Genomic DNA, 19,265 nt, shown 5'->3' on the forward strand with positions numbered 1-19,265 from the left:
ATGGTCCCCTCAAAAATCTTGTATCGAAATAAAAGTGAAAAAAGTATATACTATTCATGCATGGTAATGTGGTACTATTGCGCAAAACGATTTCCATGCGAGAGGGGGATAGTAATGAAAGGACGAGCCGGGAAAAGCGCCATCGCTCTGTTTCTCTGTCTTATTTTTCTCTCTGCACTGCTCTTCATCTTCCTGGAAAGTAAAAAGGTATCCAAAGCTCAATCCCTGACGAGCGCCAATCCTGACGCGCTCGTTGAAATTGTGGATCCCGAGGCGTTTATAGGAGCGATGAATGATTACGAATACGACCTCTACCGCAAAGACGGCGATCGATTCACGTTCGTCCCGCCCCCCGAGCTGGACTACGCCGACCCTGCGTCAATAGACGATGTGACGCTGAACGAGCTCCAGGTCGCTACTGAACCGATACCTGACTCGAGCCGTCAAGTGACCATTACCCTCACCGCAATATGCCCCTGCCCCCCTCCCTGTCCAGCAGGTTGTTCAACCCTCACAACGGGCCGTCCCCTCCTTATTACTTACCAGATCACGCCGGCGACAAAAACTGTCCTCCTCGAAAACGGGGCAACGCAGCTAGTTTATATCCTGCCTTCAAGGGTTGATATGTACGTGGCCGTGCGCACCCCGAGTATGAACCGCGTCTTCCTCAATCGTCTATCTGCGGTGCAACGCAAGTTTTACAGTGAGCCAGTCGTCTTCTTAAGGAACATGGCGATCAATGTTCTCAGCTACCCTCTGCTGGGGATATTGATGCCGGGCAATTTTCCCCCTGGTCCTTATAAAGTTTATGTCGTGATGGTCCCTCCGGGGCAGAAATTGTTTGGGAATCCCTACTACTGGAGCAACTGGATCAGCGACCTTGGGATGGTCGAGTTTAACTACAATTTTGCGCAGACGCAGTAAGCGCCCCCGAGCATGATTGCCATGAGTCAGCAATGACTCACTGTTCAGTGTCCCCTGCGCCAGGTGCTATTCATTTCCTGCGCTCCGCCCATCATCAAAATATTTTGACAGAGACGAGAATTTCCATTACCCTATACAAAAAATAGCACCAGAGGAGCCAGAGATGATTACACCTTCTATAGTCTTTTGCATCGTAACAACGCTCGCCGGACAGACGCCATCGCCCGGCGCGGAAGCCACCGTCCCCGGAGGGACTCCCGCAGTCCACGCTGAATCTCCCTCGATCACGACACCGGCTGCCGGCTTGTCAGCCGCGCCCACAGCCATTCCCGGCGCCCCCCCCGCGGAAGACACAGTCAGCACAACGCTCGAGGAGGCCAAGAAATTGTACCGTGACAAGAAATATGACGATGCGCTGGCCCTTTTCCAGAAAGTCGTCGGCCTTGATCCAGGAAATGCCGCGGCATACAACGGCATGGGCCTGTGCTACCACGCTCAGGGGAAACGCGATCTCGCCATCGACTTATTTCAAAAGTCGGTGGAGCGCGACCCTAACGTAAGCACCGTCTATTACAATCTTGGCCGTGCGTACGGTACAAAACAGCAATTTGATCTCGCGATCATCGCATACCACAAAGCAATCAAGAAGAACCCCGAGTATGGATTCGCGCATTTCGAGCTTGGCAATACGTATTTCCTGAAAAAAGAGTTCACGAAGGCAAAAGAGCACTACGAAAAGGCGGCGAGCATATTCGGCGAGAAAACATACCAGGGAGAGCAGGCCCTCAGCAACGCCATAAAGAGCGAGATGTTCATGCAGCGGATGGGGAAATAGGTCAGGGGCCCCCGCACCGCGTATAAGTTCGCCTCTGAATTTTAACGAAATTAGCACCTGATTAACCTGATTTATACCCGCACCCTAAAGGGTGCGCTACAGAATATCGGGCCAATCAGAGAGATCAGGTGCAAAAAATAAATTGCGCAGTTTGATTTAACGGATAAGCTCGTTACTCAAAACCCCATGCGCTCCAGGCGAAGGAGGTACCCCCTCGCCAGTTTCATCCCCGGATCTGTTTCCAGAGCTTTTTCCAATGATTTCCTTGCGAGATCGTAGCGCCCGCTCACCATGTAGGTGACTCCCAGCGCGCAGTGGATCTTTGCGCAGTCCGGGGCGAGGGCCGCCGCCTTGCGGTACTCATCGAGCGCCATAGTGAACCATTCCATGTACCGGTACGCCATGCCAATTCCGTAATACGCATTCCCGAGGAGGTAGTGGGCTTCAACGCAGGCGGGGTCTGCCTCGATCGCTTTTTGAAAGTGCTGGATTTTGCTGTAGGAGCCCTCAGGCGCCTGTTTCCCCTTGCAGTACTCCTCGAATGCGGCGTCGGAGGATGTGGGGCACTCCGCCAGTTTCACGCGCTCCTTATCACTCAGCCTGAGGCCGAGCAGCTCTGCGGCGGAGGCCGCCATCTCCTCTTCGAGGAACCAGATTCGATCGGCAGGACTCTCAAAGTGCAGTGGCGCGCTGATCAGATCAACCGACGGCCGCATCGCTTGAACATCAGCGCATATCGTATCCCCTGCGAAAGCGTAGCTCCCCACCACCACTACATCAGCCTTGGCCCGGCGGGCAAGCGAAGCGATCTGGGCTTTACTCACCCTCCCTAGCTTTTTTCCAGAGAAGCGGTTTTTAAAGGATGGCACGGTGAACGGATCGAGATAATCCACGTCGAAAAACGCCTTGAGCTTCCTCACCAGCGAATCAGCGAGCTCGTACGCGATCCAGTCGTGGTTCTTCTTCTGCTGCGCGTTGAAGAATTTGAGGATGGCCACCCGGCATTTCTCTCCCGTCGTTGCGAGGGCGTTCGCCGGCGGACGCGCATTTTTGAAAGAGAGGAGGGGGAGATGGTTCTCCAGGGGATCTTCTCGCTGATGAGAGGAAGGGCGTGCTTTGCTGAGATGGGGAAAACGATCAGGAGAGGTATCGCCGGGGGGAGCGCACAACACGACGGAAAGCAGAACCGCGACCCCTATCGCCCCCACTCCGCACCTCTGTCACAGAAGGTAGCGCGTACCACTTCAGCCACATCCCTCCCCCGTAGGGGAATCGGGGAGGAGGGCGTGGGTGCTATATGGCGAACAGGCGCTTGATGACGTTCGACTTCCTCTCCTTCCCCACTTTCACATCGTTCAGGCGCTGGGTGAGGTAGCCGCCCGTGAGATAGTCAATGTTGGCGGTGACCTCCTGTAACTGGAGCTCCAGACGCAGCCGCTCGCGGAGATCCTCAGACGGCGAAAGGAGGAGGTCGATCTGCAACTGCCGTCTCTGGAAATAGAACTGCGTCACCTCTTCAAGCACGTCATTCCGCAGCTCCACCAGGTCCCGTACCTCATCGCTGATTCTCACCTGATCAGGATTGTAGAGGAAATCGCCGAGATCCCACTTGAATTTGAAGTCTATATTTCTTTTCCTGTCTGTTGTATCCTGGGTTGTATGTCTATCTATCGTCTGCGTGTAGAGATAGAACTTATCTGAGTATTCGGATGAGGTGATAGACACATCTCCCGTGGTGTTGATGTTTACCGTGTCTCCCAGTTGACTGCCATACTCCCGACGGTTGTACTCTTTTACTTCATCCATGTCCAACCATCTATCGGTCACCCTGTGATCAAACCCGAAGCCGAGTGTGAACTCCGGGAGCAGCGCGCGATACTTCGCGCCCTTCCGCCACCCCTCGATCAGGTCCGGGTGCACCTCGGCCCAACGCATTGCCACCTCTTGAACCTCCTGAACCGTCGGCTCGTGGGAGAATTGACCCAAAACTGTTTTTACGTCGTCAATAGTGGGCACGGATGGCCCCGCCGCTGCTCCTGCCTTTGCCCCGGATGGCTCCTCCACCGCGATCGTCTCGACGTTCTCCTCCACGGGGGCGGTCTGGGCCGGCGCCACCTCTTCGGCCTTCTTCGCTCCTTCAGCCGCTGTCCCTCCGCCTTTCACCTCTGCGGCAACTGCGGCGCCCGGTGCGGCGGCTTCCGGCTTTGCGAGCGCAGTCTTGTACAGACCGGTGGCCGTTGCCGCCCATATCGCGCCACTGTCGAGGGGATCGAAGGCCAGCGACATCGCATCCTTGAGTCCGGTCCCTTTTGAAAGATCCTGCCACTTCGCCCCGCCATCGGCAGAGCCGTACACGCCATCGGTGGTGGCCGCATAGAGCGCCTTGGAGTCAGAAGGGGCGACGGCTAGCTTCTTCACGTTCTTTTTCGCAAGGACATCCGACCCGATCTCCTTCCAGCTCGCACCTCCATCAACGCTCTTATACACGCCGCCTGATGTCCCGAGATATACGATTTCAGGATTGACAAGGTCAACCGAAACGCTCTGGGTCACCTTCGATTGCGAGAGAACCCTTTCCCATGAGGAGCCCCCGTTTTTAGATTTGAACACACCATCGGGCGTTCCCGCATAGACCACCTGAGAATCGAAGGGGTGAACCGCCACCGCGGTAACTGTCTTCTCTCCGGCGCCCACTTCAACCGGCTGCCACGTTTTCCCGCCGTCTTTCGATTTGATCACGGCCTGGTTCAGAGTCCCTGCGTACACCATGTCCGGGTTCGAGGGGTCGATCGCAATGGAGAGCGGCAGAAGGGAAAGGCCCTTCAGCGCACCGTCGCCCTTGGTCCAGCTCTTGCCTCCGTCGGCGCATATATAGAGGCCATCCACGCTCCCCGCAAAGACCTTCTGAGGATTGGCGGGATCAATAGCGAGTGCGGTAACTCCTGAAACCTCACCGGCTTTTCCGCCCGCCTGCAAACCCTCAACAACCAGCTTTTGGGCGGCGCTCAACTCCGCGGAGATATCCTTCTTTGAGCTTGAGAGATCGAGGCAATTCACCCACTCTTTCCCGGCATCACTGCTCACGAATACACCCTTCGCTGAACCGATAAACACCTTTTTGGGGTTGAGTGGATCCACCGCAACCGCCCGAAGACCCTTCCCCCCCTCACCGGCGGAGAGATTTGTCCATTCGTTCCCGTATGATAGGCCAACGCTTGCGACACGGCTGAAGAAAGCTGACGCAGCGACCATTATCAACACGGTCAGGAATAACATTGAAACATGGCAACGCCGTATAGTGGATTTCATCTCGCAGGGCCCCTCCTCTCTGTCTCTGACTTCCCTCTCACCGCACGCATTAACTACTTCCGATTACATAACGCTTACCTCACGCAGACTTCGCCTTGATATCACACACGGAGGTGCATCGCCCGAATGAGTCGAATGCTACCATTCCACCCTAATACTGTCAAGCGGTTCTTTATATTTTTTTAACAATGACTTCCAGTGATACTGCCTCCGAGGAGCTACTGCTGACCCCGCGCCGATCTGGCCATGATCGCTATTTCACGCACATATAAACCCCATATGAGATACGCGAGTATCAGAGGCGAATATGCCAGCACAATTTTGATGGCAGGGCGGACGAGCGGCAGCGTGGCGCTCACCGAGGAGATAATCGTAAACAGGACAAGGGCTGCAGCGCCCGCACTCTTGGAAGCCGATTCCGTCAATATGAAATATGCGGGGACGATAAGGATGACATACGCGTAGTCCTCGAAGTTCGGCAGGATCAATGCGTACGCGGTGCATGCCAGAAATATCATAATCTTATCCTTGCCGATTATACTCAGTGATTTCAGCAGTGCTGACGCGCGCCACGTCACCACGAGCACCGCGCCGATCACGGCGAGAAAGGCCACCCCGTGAATGATCGGGAAGCCCGCCGCTGCCGGCTCAGCCCCCCCCGCCATGAGCAGATCCTCCAGCAGATCATGCATGGATGGCTGATGGACCACGAACCTCCTGTTCAATACCCTCACCGTGTTATGCAAGAAGTGCATCACGGAGACAGGGTCGCACAGGTACGAAATCAGCGCGACGGCGGTTACTAATGCAATGGATCCCCAAAAATATAGATGTTTCTTCCTCTCATCTGAGAACCACAAGATGCACAAGAAGAACAGCGGGGTAATCTTAAAAAATGCTGAGAGGAGAATAAACAAGCAGAAGAAAAATAGCCTGCGCTTCAAAAAGAAATAAAACCCGAGCCAGAGGGTGAATTGTTCTATGACAGAGATGTTTCCCGCCTTGAAGTCAATATAGATCGAACTGTTAAACGCCAGCAGGCAGAATAAGTAAAATAGTAAATCTTGTTTCGCGCGTAAAAACTTCTCCCTCCATAAATAGATCAGGCCGGCGAGCAACACGCATTTGAGTGCGAAGAGCGCATGGAAGGCCGTCGTGTAGTCCAGAAGCGAGATCGCGCTCAATACATACAGTGAATAGGGCGGATAATTGATCTTGAATCCCCTGGGGCCGGGAGATCCCTCAACACCCGCCGCGATCGTGGTCTCATACGGGTCCAGTCCCGCCGCATGAGCGCGGCCCGCATAATAGTGCACCTTAAAATCCCACTGAAAAATGTCCTGGTGGATCGCGAGGAAAAAGAGTGTACCCGCGCAATAGACAAGCACTGTCACACCCGCCAATGTCTTTAAAAAAGTCCCGCTCACAGTCCTCATTGTCCCTTAGATGCTATTGACCGCGACGATATCTCACGCACGTAGAGACCCCATACCAGATACGTCAGCATCAGGGGGGAGTACGCCAGTATGATTCTCATGAGCGGGCGAACGAGCGGCAGCGTGGTGCCTGCGGCAGAGAGAATCATAAAAAGGAGAAGCGCGGCCCTGTCGCCTCGCCCGGACCTCCTCACGATCACATACGCGGGCACGAGCACGATGATATAGGAATAGTCCTCAAAGTGCGGGAGGATTACCGCATACACGGCGCAGGCCAGAAATATCAGTATCTTTTCTCCGGAAACCAGGCGCAGCGATCTCAGCGCTACGCACGCGCGCCACGTCACCACGAGCACCGCAACGGCGATGGCGCCATACGCTGCTAATTGAATGCGCTCGGCCGCCGACGGGCAGAGGCTCATTCTGAGTCGCCCGAGCAGATCACCCAGCAGCGCGAACGTAGAGGGCTGGCTTGACTTGGCGATCGTTCTCCCCGCCTGGTACAGGAAACTCGCGAATAATACCGGGGTGCAAAATTGGAACAGCGCGAGCGACACGACAAAAATCAACAACGAACCGAAGAAGTACAGGTGCCGCTCCCGGTCTTCCAGAAACCAAAGCAGGAACAAGAACAGTATGGGCGTGACCTTAATCGCTGCCGGGATGAGGATGAAAAGGCAAAAGAGGAGGAGACGGCGCTTTAAAAAGAAGTAAAATGCGAGCCAGAGGGCGAACTGCTCCACGATGGCGACATTGCCGGCCCTGAAATCAATATAGAGGGGACTGTTAAATGCCACTATGCAGAAGAGATAAAACGACAGATCAGGCTTATCCTCAATGAACTCCTTCCCCCACAGATAGATAAGACCGGCGAGCAGAACCAATTTCACGAGTAGAAAAATATGCAGCGCGGCGGTATAGCGGAGAGGCGAAAGGGGGAGGAATAGGAACAACATGGGCAGCGGATAGATAAATCTGAAGGAACCAGGGGAATCACTGTATTCACCGACCGCCGCCGTCACGACAACATCGTACGGGTTCAGTCCCGCAGCGTAGGCGCGCGCGGCATGGTAGTACGCTTTAAAATCCCACTGGAAAATATTAGGGTGTGATGCCAGGTAGACCACTGCAGCGAGACAGTATACGAGCACGATCACGCGTATGGATACCGTGAAGATTCCTTTTCCCATATGATGCGCGCAACTCACGTTAGGCCGCCCGGTTGTGTTACTCTAACATAAGCAATTGTCACGCGGCAATGCTTTTGGCATCATGAACGTAATGGGTCACCTACAGGGTGAATCCAGCAATGAATTGCCGCAGATAAAAAGGATTGTTTGAGTGGTCAAGGTTTCTTGCCGCAGATACACGCTGATTTTATATAGGTGTATCAGCGTTCATCCGCGTAAATCTGCGGCTACCCCCTATAACTGTCCCATTAATCATGAACTACAGCCCAAGGTGATAGTGCCTCAATGAACCCTCGCACGCGCACGGTAATTCTCGTGATCCTCCTCTCCTTGATCACGCTCACCGCGTTCGGGCGAGCCGTTCAAGCGCCGTTCTTCTGGGATGACAAGGCGCTGATTCTCTACAACCCGTACCTCGGCCGCGCTGCCGGCCTGATACAATTTCTATCGCCCCACTTCTGGAAGGGCAGCCTCTTCCCCAATGACTTCAGGCCTGTTGAGATGTACTCCTACAGCCTCGACTGCCTTTTCTGGAAGAGGAACCCGATGGGGTATCATCTCACCAACGTGCTCATTCACCTGTTCAACTGTGTTTCCGTCTACCTTCTCCTCGCGCTGATTTTCAGGAGAAATCGTCCTGCCGCATTTGCCGCCCTCTTCTTTGCGCTCCACCCCATACACAGCGAGGCCGTGATATGGATACAAAATCGCTCGGAGCTCCTCTCCGCCAGTTTCTCGCTCGTGAGCATTATCGCAATGGTCCGCTACCTCAGCGATCAGGCGCGCCAGAGGCCCCTCCTGCCTGTATCCCTGGCCGCCCTCGCGCTCGCCCTGCTCACCAAGGAGAGCGCGGTGGTCGCGCCGCTCGTGTGCGCCGCCCTCCTGCCGTTTCTTCCACGAGACGCAACCACACGCGGGCGCAAAGGGCTCATCCTCATGTTCGCGATCGCGGGAACGCTGTTAGCTTTGAAGTTTTTGCTCCTCGGGCAGGGGAGATTCGAGGAAGCCGTGCCTTATCTCTCCGGCGGATGGCGCTCCTTATTTTTCACTGCGACAAAATCAACACTGACCTACCTCTCATTACTCGTGCTGCCCGTGAACCTTTCGCTCGATCGGGGTTTCACCATCCCGCCCGCCGCTCCCCTGCCGGGCTCTCTCCTCTCGAGCGCCCTGATTGCCCTTCTCGTCGTGTGGGCGCTCAGGGAATCACGCCTCAGGCGGGGCGCCGGATTCGCCCTCCTCTTCATCATCGTCAGCCTCCTGCCCGCGTGCAACATCGTGTTCCTCGCGGGGCGCCCCATCTCAGAGCAGCGGGTGTACTTTGCCTCGATAGGATTCTGCCTCCTGCTGGCGGTCGCGCTCGAAGCGGCCCTGAGAATCCGGCGGCTGCGCGCCCTCGGGGTGGTGCTCGTGCTCGTAGTCTCGTCATCCTACCTCCTCATCTCGATAAAGCGCACCGACTGCTGGCGCAACGAAAAGGTGCTCTGGGAGCGCACGCATGAGGTATCCCCATCCAGCTGGAAATCAGAGCTCTTCCTCGCCGCGATGTACGGGAACGAGGGGAAATACGCCGAGTCAATCGCCCTTTTCAAGCACGTCCTGCGCGCACCGTCCTCACAGCAGGTCAGGGCCGTCAAAGAAATGGGGGTTGTCTTTGAGAAAATGGGATGGGACGACTGCGCCTTGAGGGAATTCGAGCGGGCGGCGGTCCTCGATCCCAATTTTGTCGAGGGCAGGCTCTGCCTGGGGGATGCGCTCAAAAAGGCGGGGAGATATGCGGATGCCGCTGCGCACTATCGATTCGTTGAACAGAAGTGCCCGGTCATCGGCGAGGCGCAGCTGCGTTTGGGGATTCTCTATAAGGAGCAGGGCCGATATGAAGACGCGCTCAAGGAATTAGAAAAATTGCTTGCGCTCTATCCGGACAATGAAAAAGCGCTCACCAACATCGCCTCAATCTACGGCCATGAGGGGAGGGACCGCGAGGCGGAGAAGCTTTTTACACATATCATCGCACTGAACCCGCGTTCAGCGCTGGCTCACAACGACTATGGGCTCTACCTCGAACGGAGGGGTCGGCACGACGAGGCGCTCACTCATTACGCAAGCGCCGTGCGTATCGAGCCGGACGCGGTGCTGCCTCACTATAACCTGGCGCAGGCATACCTGCAGAAGGGCGAAAGACCGGCAGCGCTCCTGGAGCTGCTGAGGGCGGCGCAGGTGCAGCCCGGCAGAGATGATATCCTCGAAGAAATCAATCGCCTGAGCGATGCCCTCCAAGAATCGCGGGCGCCAGACGCACTGGCGGGGAACATTGTTCGGGAGTACGGTGAACTGCTCAACCGCCGCGGGATTTATTTGGCGCAGATCGGGAATGCCACGGCTGCTCGAGACTGTTTCAAAAAACTCGTCGCCCTCCAGCCGAACAACGGGCAGGCTCACGCAAACCTCGGGCGCACCTATACCGAGGAGGGGGACTACACACAGGCGCTGAAGGAACTTCTGATCGCCGCACGTCAGCTACCGGCGGAGGCCCCCGTGTACTCGAGCCTCGGGAGCTGTTATGCGGCGCTCGGCAGGATGGCCGATGCCCGGAAGGCGTGGGAGAAGGCGCTGGAACTTGACCCGCAGGCGAAGGAACCGAGGCGCAATCTCGCGAGGATGAGGAACAGCGAGTAGCGGCTGCCGATTCCCTTTCCCCCCCACTCAGTCATAATTACACAACAGCCCCCTCACTTGATCGCGTTCAGCAATTCTGTCTCGATATCCTTCAATCGCCTCTCGTTCTTTTTGACCCTGCTCTGCACGTCATGGTCTATCTTGACGATGTCGCTCATCTTTTTTGCGATATCCTTTTGAATAGATACAAGCTCCGCCTTCCTTTTGTTGATCTCTGAGAATTGAAACAAGAGCGCTGACACCAGCTTGTCTCTCTTGTCCGTGTACCAGACCAGCTCATCGGCCGGCGCCGTCTTGAGGCGCAACGCAGAAATCGCCTCCGTATACCTCTCCACGGCAGTGAGCGTATCCCCTTCCATTTTCGCCTTCTCCGCCTTTTCAACCAAGGCGCGCGCATCCTGCGGCATCTTGGCGGCCGCGCTGTTTACAAGAAACAGTGGCGTGATCAAAATACACACAATAGCGATATATGTTTTCATCTCCCCCCCGTTTTTGCACAAAGGCTGCGTTATCCACACCGATTGAATACTCCCCAGGAGTGTTTTTCCGCCCGCCTATTATATTTCTTCTTCTACCGGCTCTCCCCCCTCAGTAACACCTTCCTGCTCCTCCCAATCGACGTTGCTCTCGTCATAGTCCTCAACCTCGTCCACCTCCGGATGATCTGAAGCATCCAGCGGATCATATCCCAGATCTACCTCATCGCCGTCATAAAAACCATCATTATCCGTGTCGGGATCGTTCGGATCAGTGCCGAGCTCGACTTCCACCTCATCGTTGAGTCCATCATTGTCAGAATCCAGCCCGGGCGCAATCTCAGCAGCGGCCAACCCCGCCTCTTCCAGCGCCGCTGCAAACTCTTCATCTTCCGCGGGTGGCCCTGCACTCACTTCCTCTCCTGCTGCGGCAGCCCCTTTCCGCTGCCCTACATAATCACCCATGAGCTTCTCGATCCTGTCATAGACAAAGTCGTGCTCCCAGTCCGCCTGATTCAACGCGCTCAGCTTTTGCACCTTCAGCCCATCCATGCGCGCGGAAAACAGTTTCAACTCACGGATCGATTGATCGAGCTCCCGCACGATGAGAGGCGCAGTCTTCGCACTCCCCGCGGCGCACGCCGACGCCTGCGCGACAACGCCTTCCGCGTGCCATGCCGGATAGTCTCTCTGGATCGCTTCAAAAAGTTTCCTCGCCTCGAGATACCGCTGCCACGCCAGGTCATTATCCTTCTTATACTCTGCCTGGTGTGCTTCCCTCAACACGTGATAGGCATCGCGGTAGGCTTCCTCTGGAGAGTCACTGGCCCGCGAGAGTGCGGGCGCAACCGCCATGATCATCGCCAGGAATATTAATTTCATTGAATGTGCCTCACTGAACTATCCCTTCACGCGGAGCGCGGCTCGCTGGCGCCGGTGATACGCCGCTTTTTCACTCGCGCCGAGCCTGCTATGCGCCCTTGACAGAACCGCGTGCGCCCGAACCAAATCCACGGTGAAACGGGGTGACGCGTCTTTGAGCACTCCCTCGCCAACCTCGATCGCCTTGCGATCATTTTTCTCCCGGAGGAACAATTCCGCGAGCGCGACCCGCGCCCGCGAATTTCCCGGGTAGAGATCGAGGACCCGCTCAAGGATCTCCTTCCCCTCATCGAGCCTCCCGCTCCCGATCTTCAATTCAGCCACACGTATCAGGCCGCTGAAGACGTCCCGGCACTTCTTCAGCGCCTCCTGCATCTCCCTGTGCAGCTTCTCCCTCTTCACCTCATGGAGGGCTCGGTAAGCATGCTTGAGCAGGCGATGGCACCTCACCTGCTCCCATATGTAGTAGAAAGGGGTCTGGGCGAGCGCTGCTTCTCCACGTTGAGCCGCTTCCTTGAAGCGTCCCTCAAGAAAATCTATCTCCGCGCGACAGAGCAGCACCCGCGAATTGTCAGGGTAGCGGCGGTCCACCTCTTCGAGCAACTCTCGTGCCTCACTGAGCTTATTCTCCCTGATGCGCAGCTCCGCCATATGGATGAGGGACTGAAAATTCCCGGGCTTCTCCTTGAGCAGTTCGGCGAACTCGTACTCGGCGAGCTCGTAGTTGCCGTTCTCCATGAGCGCGACCCCCAGCCAGACCCTGGTCTCGCGATCTCCCTTATCCCCGGCGAGCGCATTCTGAAAAGACTCGATTGCCCTGATATAGCGCTTGCTGATGAGGTAAAACTTGCCGAGTTCCCTGCTCAGCTTGGGGGTGACCCCGTACTCGTCGATCTCTTTTTTCAAACACGAAATAGCCCGCGGGATGTCACCCAGCCGCCAGTATATCCCCGTGAGCCGCTTGTAGCTTTTCCTCTTGAGCGGGTGAGTGGGCTTCAGTTCCTTGTACAGCGTGATCGCCCTCCGCGGCTGGCCGATCCTCACGTAGAGCTTCTCGAGTTCCTTGTAGTTGATGTATTCGGCGGGGAACCGCCTGATGAGATCGGCGTACACCCTGACCGCCCCTGCCGCATCGCCCGAAGCGGCGCAGGCGCGCGCCAGCATTTGTCCACACTTAAGATCGTCGCGGTGGTCCTTCACGAAGACGCTGTACACCTCGACCGCATCATCCAGAGAGCCCTCCTCGATGAGCAGATCCAGAAGCTTTTTACAGGAGACGGCAGGGTGAGGTCCCATAAGCATGCCCTTGAGGAGGAGATCCTTTTCAGGATTCGGGGTCTGGAATGCTATGCGAGCCCTTTCATTCATTGTCGTTCCTGAAAAGCGAGTATCCGCACACCTCAAAAAAGAGGACCATCGCGACAAAATAGCCGATGCCATATATGAAGCCGGCGAGCACTGAGTATCCAACGCCTTTCACCACGGCCAGCCACACCACGCAGGAGGCTACCGCCGAAGCGGCAACAACAAACACAGGCGCACGTTCTGGTTTCTCCGTTTCCCTCTGCACACTCCGTTCCTCTCAGCACCCCTACAGCATGGACCGAAATAGTATAGCACTATCAGGTCATTTCAATACAATTTTTTACTAGTGTGGTGTCTCGGAAGTAGCATTCAAAAGTCCTGTCATTGCGAAGAGCGTAGCGACGAAGCAATCTCATGATTGCCAATATGTTGAGATCGCTTCGCTTTCGCTCGCGATGACAGACATATGCTAGGAATTTCCGTGACAAGACACTAGGATATTCCCCAATTTTTAAAAGAGATTGCAGTATGTTCCCATGATTATGGTCGTGTGTCATTCCTGCGAAACTTGTCCTCGATAAACGTGTCCCCGCAAAAGCGGAGATCGGTGAGCAGGAATCCGCTCTCTGAGCGTGAGTTATGCACTTCCATGCACTGTTCTAATGTTCATTCCTGAATCAAAGCATGACATGAAAAGAGGAGGCATCTCGACTTCCTTCGGTCGCTCGATGCCAAAATACAAAGGGCCCTATAAAGGGCCCTCTGTATTCTGGCTTCCCCGGCAGGGGGGCCTTTCGCGGTGCGCTCTTATGTGATCTATGTGCAGTTATTATTCTCCCTCACTCAGAGACACTCCCGACCGACTCCCCAGCGGGTTTCTCCGGCTGCGTGGGGACAGGCTCGGGTTTCGCGTTCTGATCGGCACAATGCCCACGCCTCTGACCCTTCCCTTTCCACGGCCCGTGCTTTTCGCCGCCGTACTCCTCCTTCAGAGAGCTCAGTTTCTTGAATTGCTCAGGTGTGAGCGTCTCTTTCATCTGGAGAATATTTTTGACTTTCTGATCTATGCGCTGTGCCTCCAGGCGCTTCAGTTCGGACGTGACACTCTCGATCTTGCCCTTGTCAGGCTGCTGCTTGTCCAACTCCTCGAGAAGCTCACTGTGCTTCGTTTTGAGAGCCTGCTTAAGTTCCCGCATCGCGCTCATATTCGCCTGACGCTGTTTCTTTATCTGCTCCGTCTGCGCAGGGGTCAGGTTGAGCTCCTTGAGCTGCTCCTGGAAACGCCCTTCTCCGTGCTCCTCTCCCTCCCCCCGCATCGGGCAGGGAGTCTGTGCGTGCGCGTCAGCCAGAGAGAGAAGCAGTGCACCCATCCCCAGCGCCACAATTGCCCCAGCAAATCGTACTTTCATCTTTGACTCCTCCTTTTTGGTATAAGATTGTTCAACTCAGATCGCATGGCTATATCTTCGATAGCCAGCTCAATATTCATCACCTCCTTTAACATCTTAGACACAGAGCGAGCGCCAGAAGTTCCCGCTATAGCAAATATTGCTCGATAATTGTGCCGAAGTTTTCAGAGGTCGTGCCTGAGTGATCCGTTCCATTGGCAGCAGAGCAGATGACTTATTATTTGGGGTGTGACCCTGATTGTTGCTTCCTCCGCTTATGATGGGGAAGCTTTATTGAGGTGTCGTGGACGCTTAAATGCGTATGCCGATAACATTCACGCGAGTCAAGGCGGATCTTTTTAGCATTCCAATTATAGATACTGGAGGGAATGGCTCAAAAATTTCCCCTGTTTTTGGTGCTCCCCTTTGACTTCCCCCACGAGCTCCACGGGCGCAGGAAAGAATCCCGATGTCATCATGGCTCCGCATGAAATCCGATGCGATGCTTGAGCTTTTCGGGTGGCGCCATGAGTTCGCGGATTGCGTCGAAAACCACCCTAAATTGAGCGTCGTATTTCTTCTCCATTTCTTCGAGTTTGCGGGCCAGCTCGACATGCGTCGACAGAATCATCCGCAGTTTCACAAACGCCCGCATGATTTCAATATTCACATGGACGGCCCTTTTGCTCCTAAGAACGCTGGAGAGCATAGCCACTCCCTGCTCCGTAAAGGCATAGGGATTGGCGCGGCGCAGGCCACCCCAATTTGAAGTCACAATTTGTGACTTCAAGTTTTGAAACTCCTAATCGGTGAGCTGGAACATAAAATCTTCAGGGAATCGCTCGATGTTTCGCTTCACCGCCTGTACCAATACTCTCGGTGCCACACCATAGAGCTCTGCGAGATGAGTACTCAGCATTACTTTGTTCCCATGAATTATATAAATCCGGCGCTCAATGGATCCCCCGAGGATCATCGCTCCATGCTTTGCCATATTTCACCTCTTTCAGATTGGCTAAGCTGACTCCAGCAGCCCACATCTCCGCTGGCTAGAGGTCCAATCATATTTAGCCCTTCACATGATTAGACGAAGTGAGTGAGCATGTTATTCCCGGAAAAATGAAATATTATTTTCGGCGGGGGTAAGTGGAGGCTTGAATTGGTATGCCGATAATATTCGTGCGAGTCAAGGAGGATCGGTGTGGCATTCATGGATGGGGACAATGATATTTGTGTGGGCCAAGGCGGAGGGGTTGAGCGTTCGCGGGATGAGATCAATAACATTCGCGCGAGTCAAGGCGGATGGATTTGGCAGTCTCAGTATAAATGCTGGAGGGAATGGCTCAAAATTTTCGGCTGTTTTTGGTGATTCCTTTCGATTCCCCCCACGAGTGCAGGAAAAGGAACCTCTGATCTCAGCGCAGTGAGTGCGCGCAGCGGACGATTTATTGTTTGGGGAGTGACCCTGATTATTTCAGAGGCTGATGGGAAAAGGCATCACCGCTGTATCAACTGTCAAGGATAAAGATTTGACCCCCAATGCACCTCCAAGGCCGCTCTTTGTTACCCAACTATTTCTATCTTTTTAAATTACAGCAAGACATCGTGGCGCGAAGGGGATCGCACAGAAGCGCCCTTATTTTGATAGCTTTGCCCAGAACTGCCGTGGGCTGAAGATTGGTATTCCCTCAACTCTCTTCAGTGCAAGCAGGTCATTATCTCCGGTGACTATACAATCGGCCCCACCTGAAATGGCGAGTGCAAGTATGTTCTCATCGCTGCGATCCCTGCATATATTTCTTGGGAGGGCTTTGGGGGCTATCTCTTCGCACTGCGTTTTCAGGAATACCACGATATCGCGGACATTACGGACTGGAACTTTTAACTTTCCCCTGAGGCAGCTTCCGAGTTCGTCGATAATGAACTCACTCGTCAGAATACTATGTTCAGCAAGACACAGCTCGAACACATCCTGGCAGAGGCCGCGCGTGGCAAAGGCCGCCACCAAAATATTAGTATCAATGACCACCCTCATGAGATATTCCTGAAGGCGTCTTCGTCAGTAAGCAGCCCCTGTGATTCGGCAAACGGGAGGATCTTTGTTCTCAGGCGCCTGAAACGGCGAATGGCAAGATACTTTTGGAGCGATTCGCGCACGATGTCACTCACGGGAACATGCTCCTCTTTACTGAGCACGTCAAGTTGGGCCTTAAGCTTCCTGGGCATCCGTACAGTAACAGTATATTCCATTATTCACCTCCGTATTACAATGTATTACAGTTCGGCGCTTCCGTCAACAACTATATTTGACCACTGTATTACTTCTGGAAAAGAGGATGACGCGGCTCTTAGGAATCTGCCAGGTGAACAATATCAATTTGTGCACAGTCCCCAATGCGCCGGGTAGATACCAGATTATCGTGGGGCTCGTCCCGGAAGCCGTGAAGCCGAACGTTGCGAAAGCGATACCGGGGTACATGGACCAGAAGACGGTGACGGTGCAATAAATCAGGGAGATGGGGACGGTTTTGCGCGATTTCCTTGATGTGAAAGTCTTGCAAATAACTTAATTGTGATTTAAATTGTGAAAATTAAACTGGAAATTATTTGCAACCGCTTCTCCGCAGATGAAATATCGGGAACCGCTCGCTAAAGTACTGTAACGACTGCCGTGTATGCGGACAAGACATATTTGGTATAGCGTTTCAACTCGTTCAAATTACTAACGCGTGGTATTTTTCCTGCCTCTGCAGCAGCGAGAATGAAGGTGAAATCTCCTTTGATATTCGGCACGGCGACACTGTCAAGCATCTTGACGGTGCAGGGAGTCGACAATGCGATACTCCTGTACACAGGTTTTATTTCTGGTTTGATCCTGTTGGTTGGATAGATTGTGTAGGCCCCGTAAGGAGAGAGGCAGAGGAGATAGATATCGCATTTCTTCCTCACGGCAGTTCTCGATCCGGCGTTGAGCGTGAATCTATCGCCCGGCATGAGGGAGTTTGGCTTTACCCTGATGAAAAGCGGCGCAGGCGGGGGCATGGGCCCGCCTGCTTCTTCGCATGTATAAAGAACGGCCCCCATATTTCTCGCGCACTGTTCCTGTATGCAGGAGCCGGGTGGGTAGAACTCCATGGGATCGTCATCATTGGGATACATCTCAAATGTGAATGCGAAAATGCGGTGCTCCCCGTACATCCAGTCGGCCCAGTCGCCATCGGAGACGTAGAGCGCGCTTGCCTGCTGAGGCGTATATCCGTTGGTGGAGGCCATGTAATCGGCCATCTCGATAAATCTGCTATGGTCGGGGGGATCCATATCGGCGGGGATGGCCTCAAAGGTGTATCCGTAGGGCCACATGATCAATTCTCCGAAGGTGTGGAACGAAATTGCCGTTTTGATATTCTGATGGCCGTTCACGAACGTCCTCACCGCGGCAGTCTCGGGCGCTGAGAATGGCGACGGGCCGCGATAGACCTCGCTGCCTGGATCAGGGCTTGATCCTCCAGCGGCGCCCCAGACGTAACCATAGTTGCGGTTGAGATCGGTCCCCACGTATTCACTCCCCGGATTGGGCTGGCGATTTTTCCTCCACCACTGATAAGTGTCGTTGATAATATCGTATTCTCCGCCGTCCGGATTGACGTTGAACGTTATGAATGTCTCCCTGTTGTTCACGATATCCGTGACCCGGTCGTCCACGTTGTAGTTATCGGTCAGGTAGTTCATTATCGCGAGGGTCATCTCCACGGTGAGATGTTCCCGGGCGTGATGGAGCCCCAGGAAATATGGAGCGGGTTCTTCTCCATCGAGCTCCGGATTGTCGCTAATCTTCATGGTCCACAGTTCCCTCCCCTCATAGCTTTTGCCTATTGAGAACAGGCTTGTGATCCGCGGGTGGGCGGCAGCGGCCTGCTGGATCTCGGCCAGCATTCTATTGTAGTCATGGTAGTCGCTGTCTCTCGGAGGGAACCCCATCCGGGGGGCGATGCGTTCTGCTCTATAGCCCATGGCTTTGATAGCTTCAACATGCCAGGGGCGCGCATGAACGATTACATAATCATCTCCAATCTTGAGTATATCCGCTCCGGCAGAGAGGATGTCTGTTCGCGCATATTTATCCCTCACGGGGGTCACGCGGTACATCTCGAGGTCATCGCTCTTATGGCTGGCGAAGGGCATAGTGCTGAGATCGAAAAGGACGGAGTGTGCGTTTGAATCCTGCGCCATGGCTATGGGGGAGAACCCGGACAAGCTGAAGGTCAAGAAGAGGAGAATGACCAGAGTATAAATTGAATGCGGCTTTGCACTCTCCATTTGCCCGCCCCCATGTGTGGCATATTCTCAATATAATAGTTACATTTCTTTTATCGAAAAGTCAAATATATATTGCAATCAAAGAGGAAATACACGGCGTAGGGTACCAAAAAACTAATCTGGGGCCAAAATCACAGATAAAGGTCATGGGAAGAGCTTGGCAAGGGAGTGATTGGTCTTCCCAATCGACCTGTTGATGAAGATTGAAAAGGGAAGCGGCAACTAAACTGCTCATAATGTGCATCATCTGTAATTGTAGAAATGGATATAGTTGGGAAACTTAATTCAACATGAAAATATTATTCGTGCATATGATCTGAAAATCGGCCAAGGAGACCAAGGGAATGATCAGTCCTGTTCAAAGAACTAACTTTACCATACTTCGAGGGAATTGCTTTGCTCATAAGATGTTGCATAGGAGAAGGAGAGAAGAAGTACAGAAATGAGTTTACCCCATCGCGTGAGGCAGAGAGAGTGAGGTTTCATGCAGAGATAGGGAAATTCACCCCAGGAGGGGAGAATAG

General features: G+C 54.2%; 16 protein-coding genes and 1 pseudogene. 4 read left to right on the forward strand and 13 right to left on the reverse strand.

Features of this window, described 5'->3' with window-relative positions:
• Positions 1–114 precede the first annotated feature (114 nt).
• Together NTX71_05830 and NTX71_05835 are read left to right on the forward strand one after the other, a co-directional pair.
• Positions 115–924 carry a hypothetical protein gene (locus NTX71_05830; GenBank protein MCX6339422.1) on the forward strand — a complete coding sequence of 270 codons (810 nt, stop codon included), beginning with the start codon at positions 115–117 and terminating at the stop codon, positions 922–924.
• Positions 925–1,087: 163 nt separating this feature from the next.
• Entirely contained in the window at positions 1,088–1,759 is a 672-nt protein-coding gene (locus tag NTX71_05835; GenBank protein MCX6339423.1) for a tetratricopeptide repeat protein, read from the forward strand.
• Positions 1,760–1,935: 176 nt separating this feature from the next.
• On the opposite strand, the gene NTX71_05840 is transcribed toward NTX71_05835, so the two are convergent.
• From NTX71_05840 to NTX71_05855, 4 genes are all read right to left on the reverse strand, one after another.
• Positions 1,936–2,967, reverse strand: coding sequence for a tetratricopeptide repeat protein (locus NTX71_05840; protein MCX6339424.1), 1,032 nt, complete (start codon positions 2,965–2,967; stop codon positions 1,936–1,938).
• Between the two features lie 85 nt (positions 2,968–3,052).
• On the reverse strand, positions 3,053–5,068 hold the full coding sequence (locus NTX71_05845) for a YCF48-related protein (GenBank protein ID MCX6339425.1): 2,016 nt from the start codon (positions 5,066–5,068) through the stop codon (positions 3,053–3,055).
• A gap of 218 nt (positions 5,069–5,286) precedes the next feature.
• Positions 5,287–6,504: a glycosyltransferase 87 family protein gene (locus NTX71_05850; protein ID MCX6339426.1), complete on the reverse strand. Its 1,218-nt coding sequence runs from the start codon at positions 6,502–6,504 to the stop codon at positions 5,287–5,289.
• Positions 6,501–7,694, reverse strand: a complete 1,194-nt coding sequence (locus NTX71_05855; GenBank protein ID MCX6339427.1) for a glycosyltransferase 87 family protein — start codon at positions 7,692–7,694, stop codon at positions 6,501–6,503. The genes NTX71_05850 and NTX71_05855 overlap by 4 nt, the downstream gene beginning before the upstream one ends.
• 285 nt (positions 7,695–7,979) lie before the next feature.
• Between NTX71_05855 and NTX71_05860 the strand changes: the two genes are divergently transcribed.
• Positions 7,980–10,373: a tetratricopeptide repeat protein gene (locus tag NTX71_05860; protein ID MCX6339428.1), complete on the forward strand. Its 2,394-nt coding sequence runs from the start codon at positions 7,980–7,982 to the stop codon at positions 10,371–10,373.
• 53 nt (positions 10,374–10,426) lie between these two features.
• Here the strand turns inward: NTX71_05860 and NTX71_05865 are convergent, their stop codons facing one another.
• From NTX71_05865 to NTX71_05900, 8 genes and pseudogenes are all read right to left on the reverse strand, one after another.
• The gene (locus NTX71_05865) at positions 10,427–10,852 is read right to left on the reverse strand and encodes a hypothetical protein (protein ID MCX6339429.1); all 426 of its coding nucleotides are present in this window, start codon (positions 10,850–10,852) and stop codon (positions 10,427–10,429) included.
• A gap of 78 nt (positions 10,853–10,930) precedes the next feature.
• A complete protein-coding gene (locus tag NTX71_05870) occupies positions 10,931–11,731 on the reverse strand; it encodes a hypothetical protein (protein ID MCX6339430.1) in 801 nt (266 codons plus the stop codon).
• Between the two features lie 18 nt (positions 11,732–11,749).
• A complete protein-coding gene (locus NTX71_05875; GenBank protein ID MCX6339431.1) occupies positions 11,750–13,099 on the reverse strand; it encodes a tetratricopeptide repeat protein in 1,350 nt (449 codons plus the stop codon).
• Positions 13,092–13,301, reverse strand: coding sequence for a hypothetical protein (locus tag NTX71_05880; protein MCX6339432.1), 210 nt, complete (start codon positions 13,299–13,301; stop codon positions 13,092–13,094). The genes NTX71_05875 and NTX71_05880 overlap by 8 nt, the downstream gene beginning before the upstream one ends.
• 574 nt (positions 13,302–13,875) lie before the next feature.
• Positions 13,876–14,445, reverse strand: a complete 570-nt coding sequence (locus NTX71_05885) for a periplasmic heavy metal sensor (protein ID MCX6339433.1) — start codon at positions 14,443–14,445, stop codon at positions 13,876–13,878.
• A gap of 454 nt (positions 14,446–14,899) precedes the next feature.
• Positions 14,900–15,418, reverse strand: a pseudogene (locus tag NTX71_05890) (ORF6N domain-containing protein).
• A 642-nt stretch (positions 15,419–16,060) separates the two neighbouring features.
• Entirely contained in the window at positions 16,061–16,459 is a 399-nt protein-coding gene (locus NTX71_05895) for a putative toxin-antitoxin system toxin component, PIN family (protein ID MCX6339434.1), read from the reverse strand.
• A complete protein-coding gene (locus tag NTX71_05900) occupies positions 16,456–16,674 on the reverse strand; it encodes a ribbon-helix-helix domain-containing protein (protein ID MCX6339435.1) in 219 nt (72 codons plus the stop codon). Before NTX71_05900 ends, NTX71_05895 begins: the two co-directional genes overlap by 4 nt.
• Positions 16,675–16,760: 86 nt before the next feature.
• On the opposite strand from NTX71_05900, the gene NTX71_05905 reads away from it, so the two are divergent.
• Positions 16,761–16,931, forward strand: a complete 171-nt coding sequence (locus NTX71_05905; protein MCX6339436.1) for a hypothetical protein — start codon at positions 16,761–16,763, stop codon at positions 16,929–16,931.
• A gap of 142 nt (positions 16,932–17,073) precedes the next feature.
• Here the strand turns inward: NTX71_05905 and NTX71_05910 are convergent, their stop codons facing one another.
• On the reverse strand, positions 17,074–18,741 hold the full coding sequence (locus NTX71_05910; protein MCX6339437.1) for a M14 family metallopeptidase: 1,668 nt from the start codon (positions 18,739–18,741) through the stop codon (positions 17,074–17,076).
• Between the last annotated feature and the right edge of the window lie 524 nt (positions 18,742–19,265).

This window comes from Candidatus Auribacterota bacterium, from assembly GCA_026392035.1.
Classification (GTDB): Bacteria; Auribacterota; Tritonobacteria; order UBA1439; family UBA1439; genus JAPLCX01.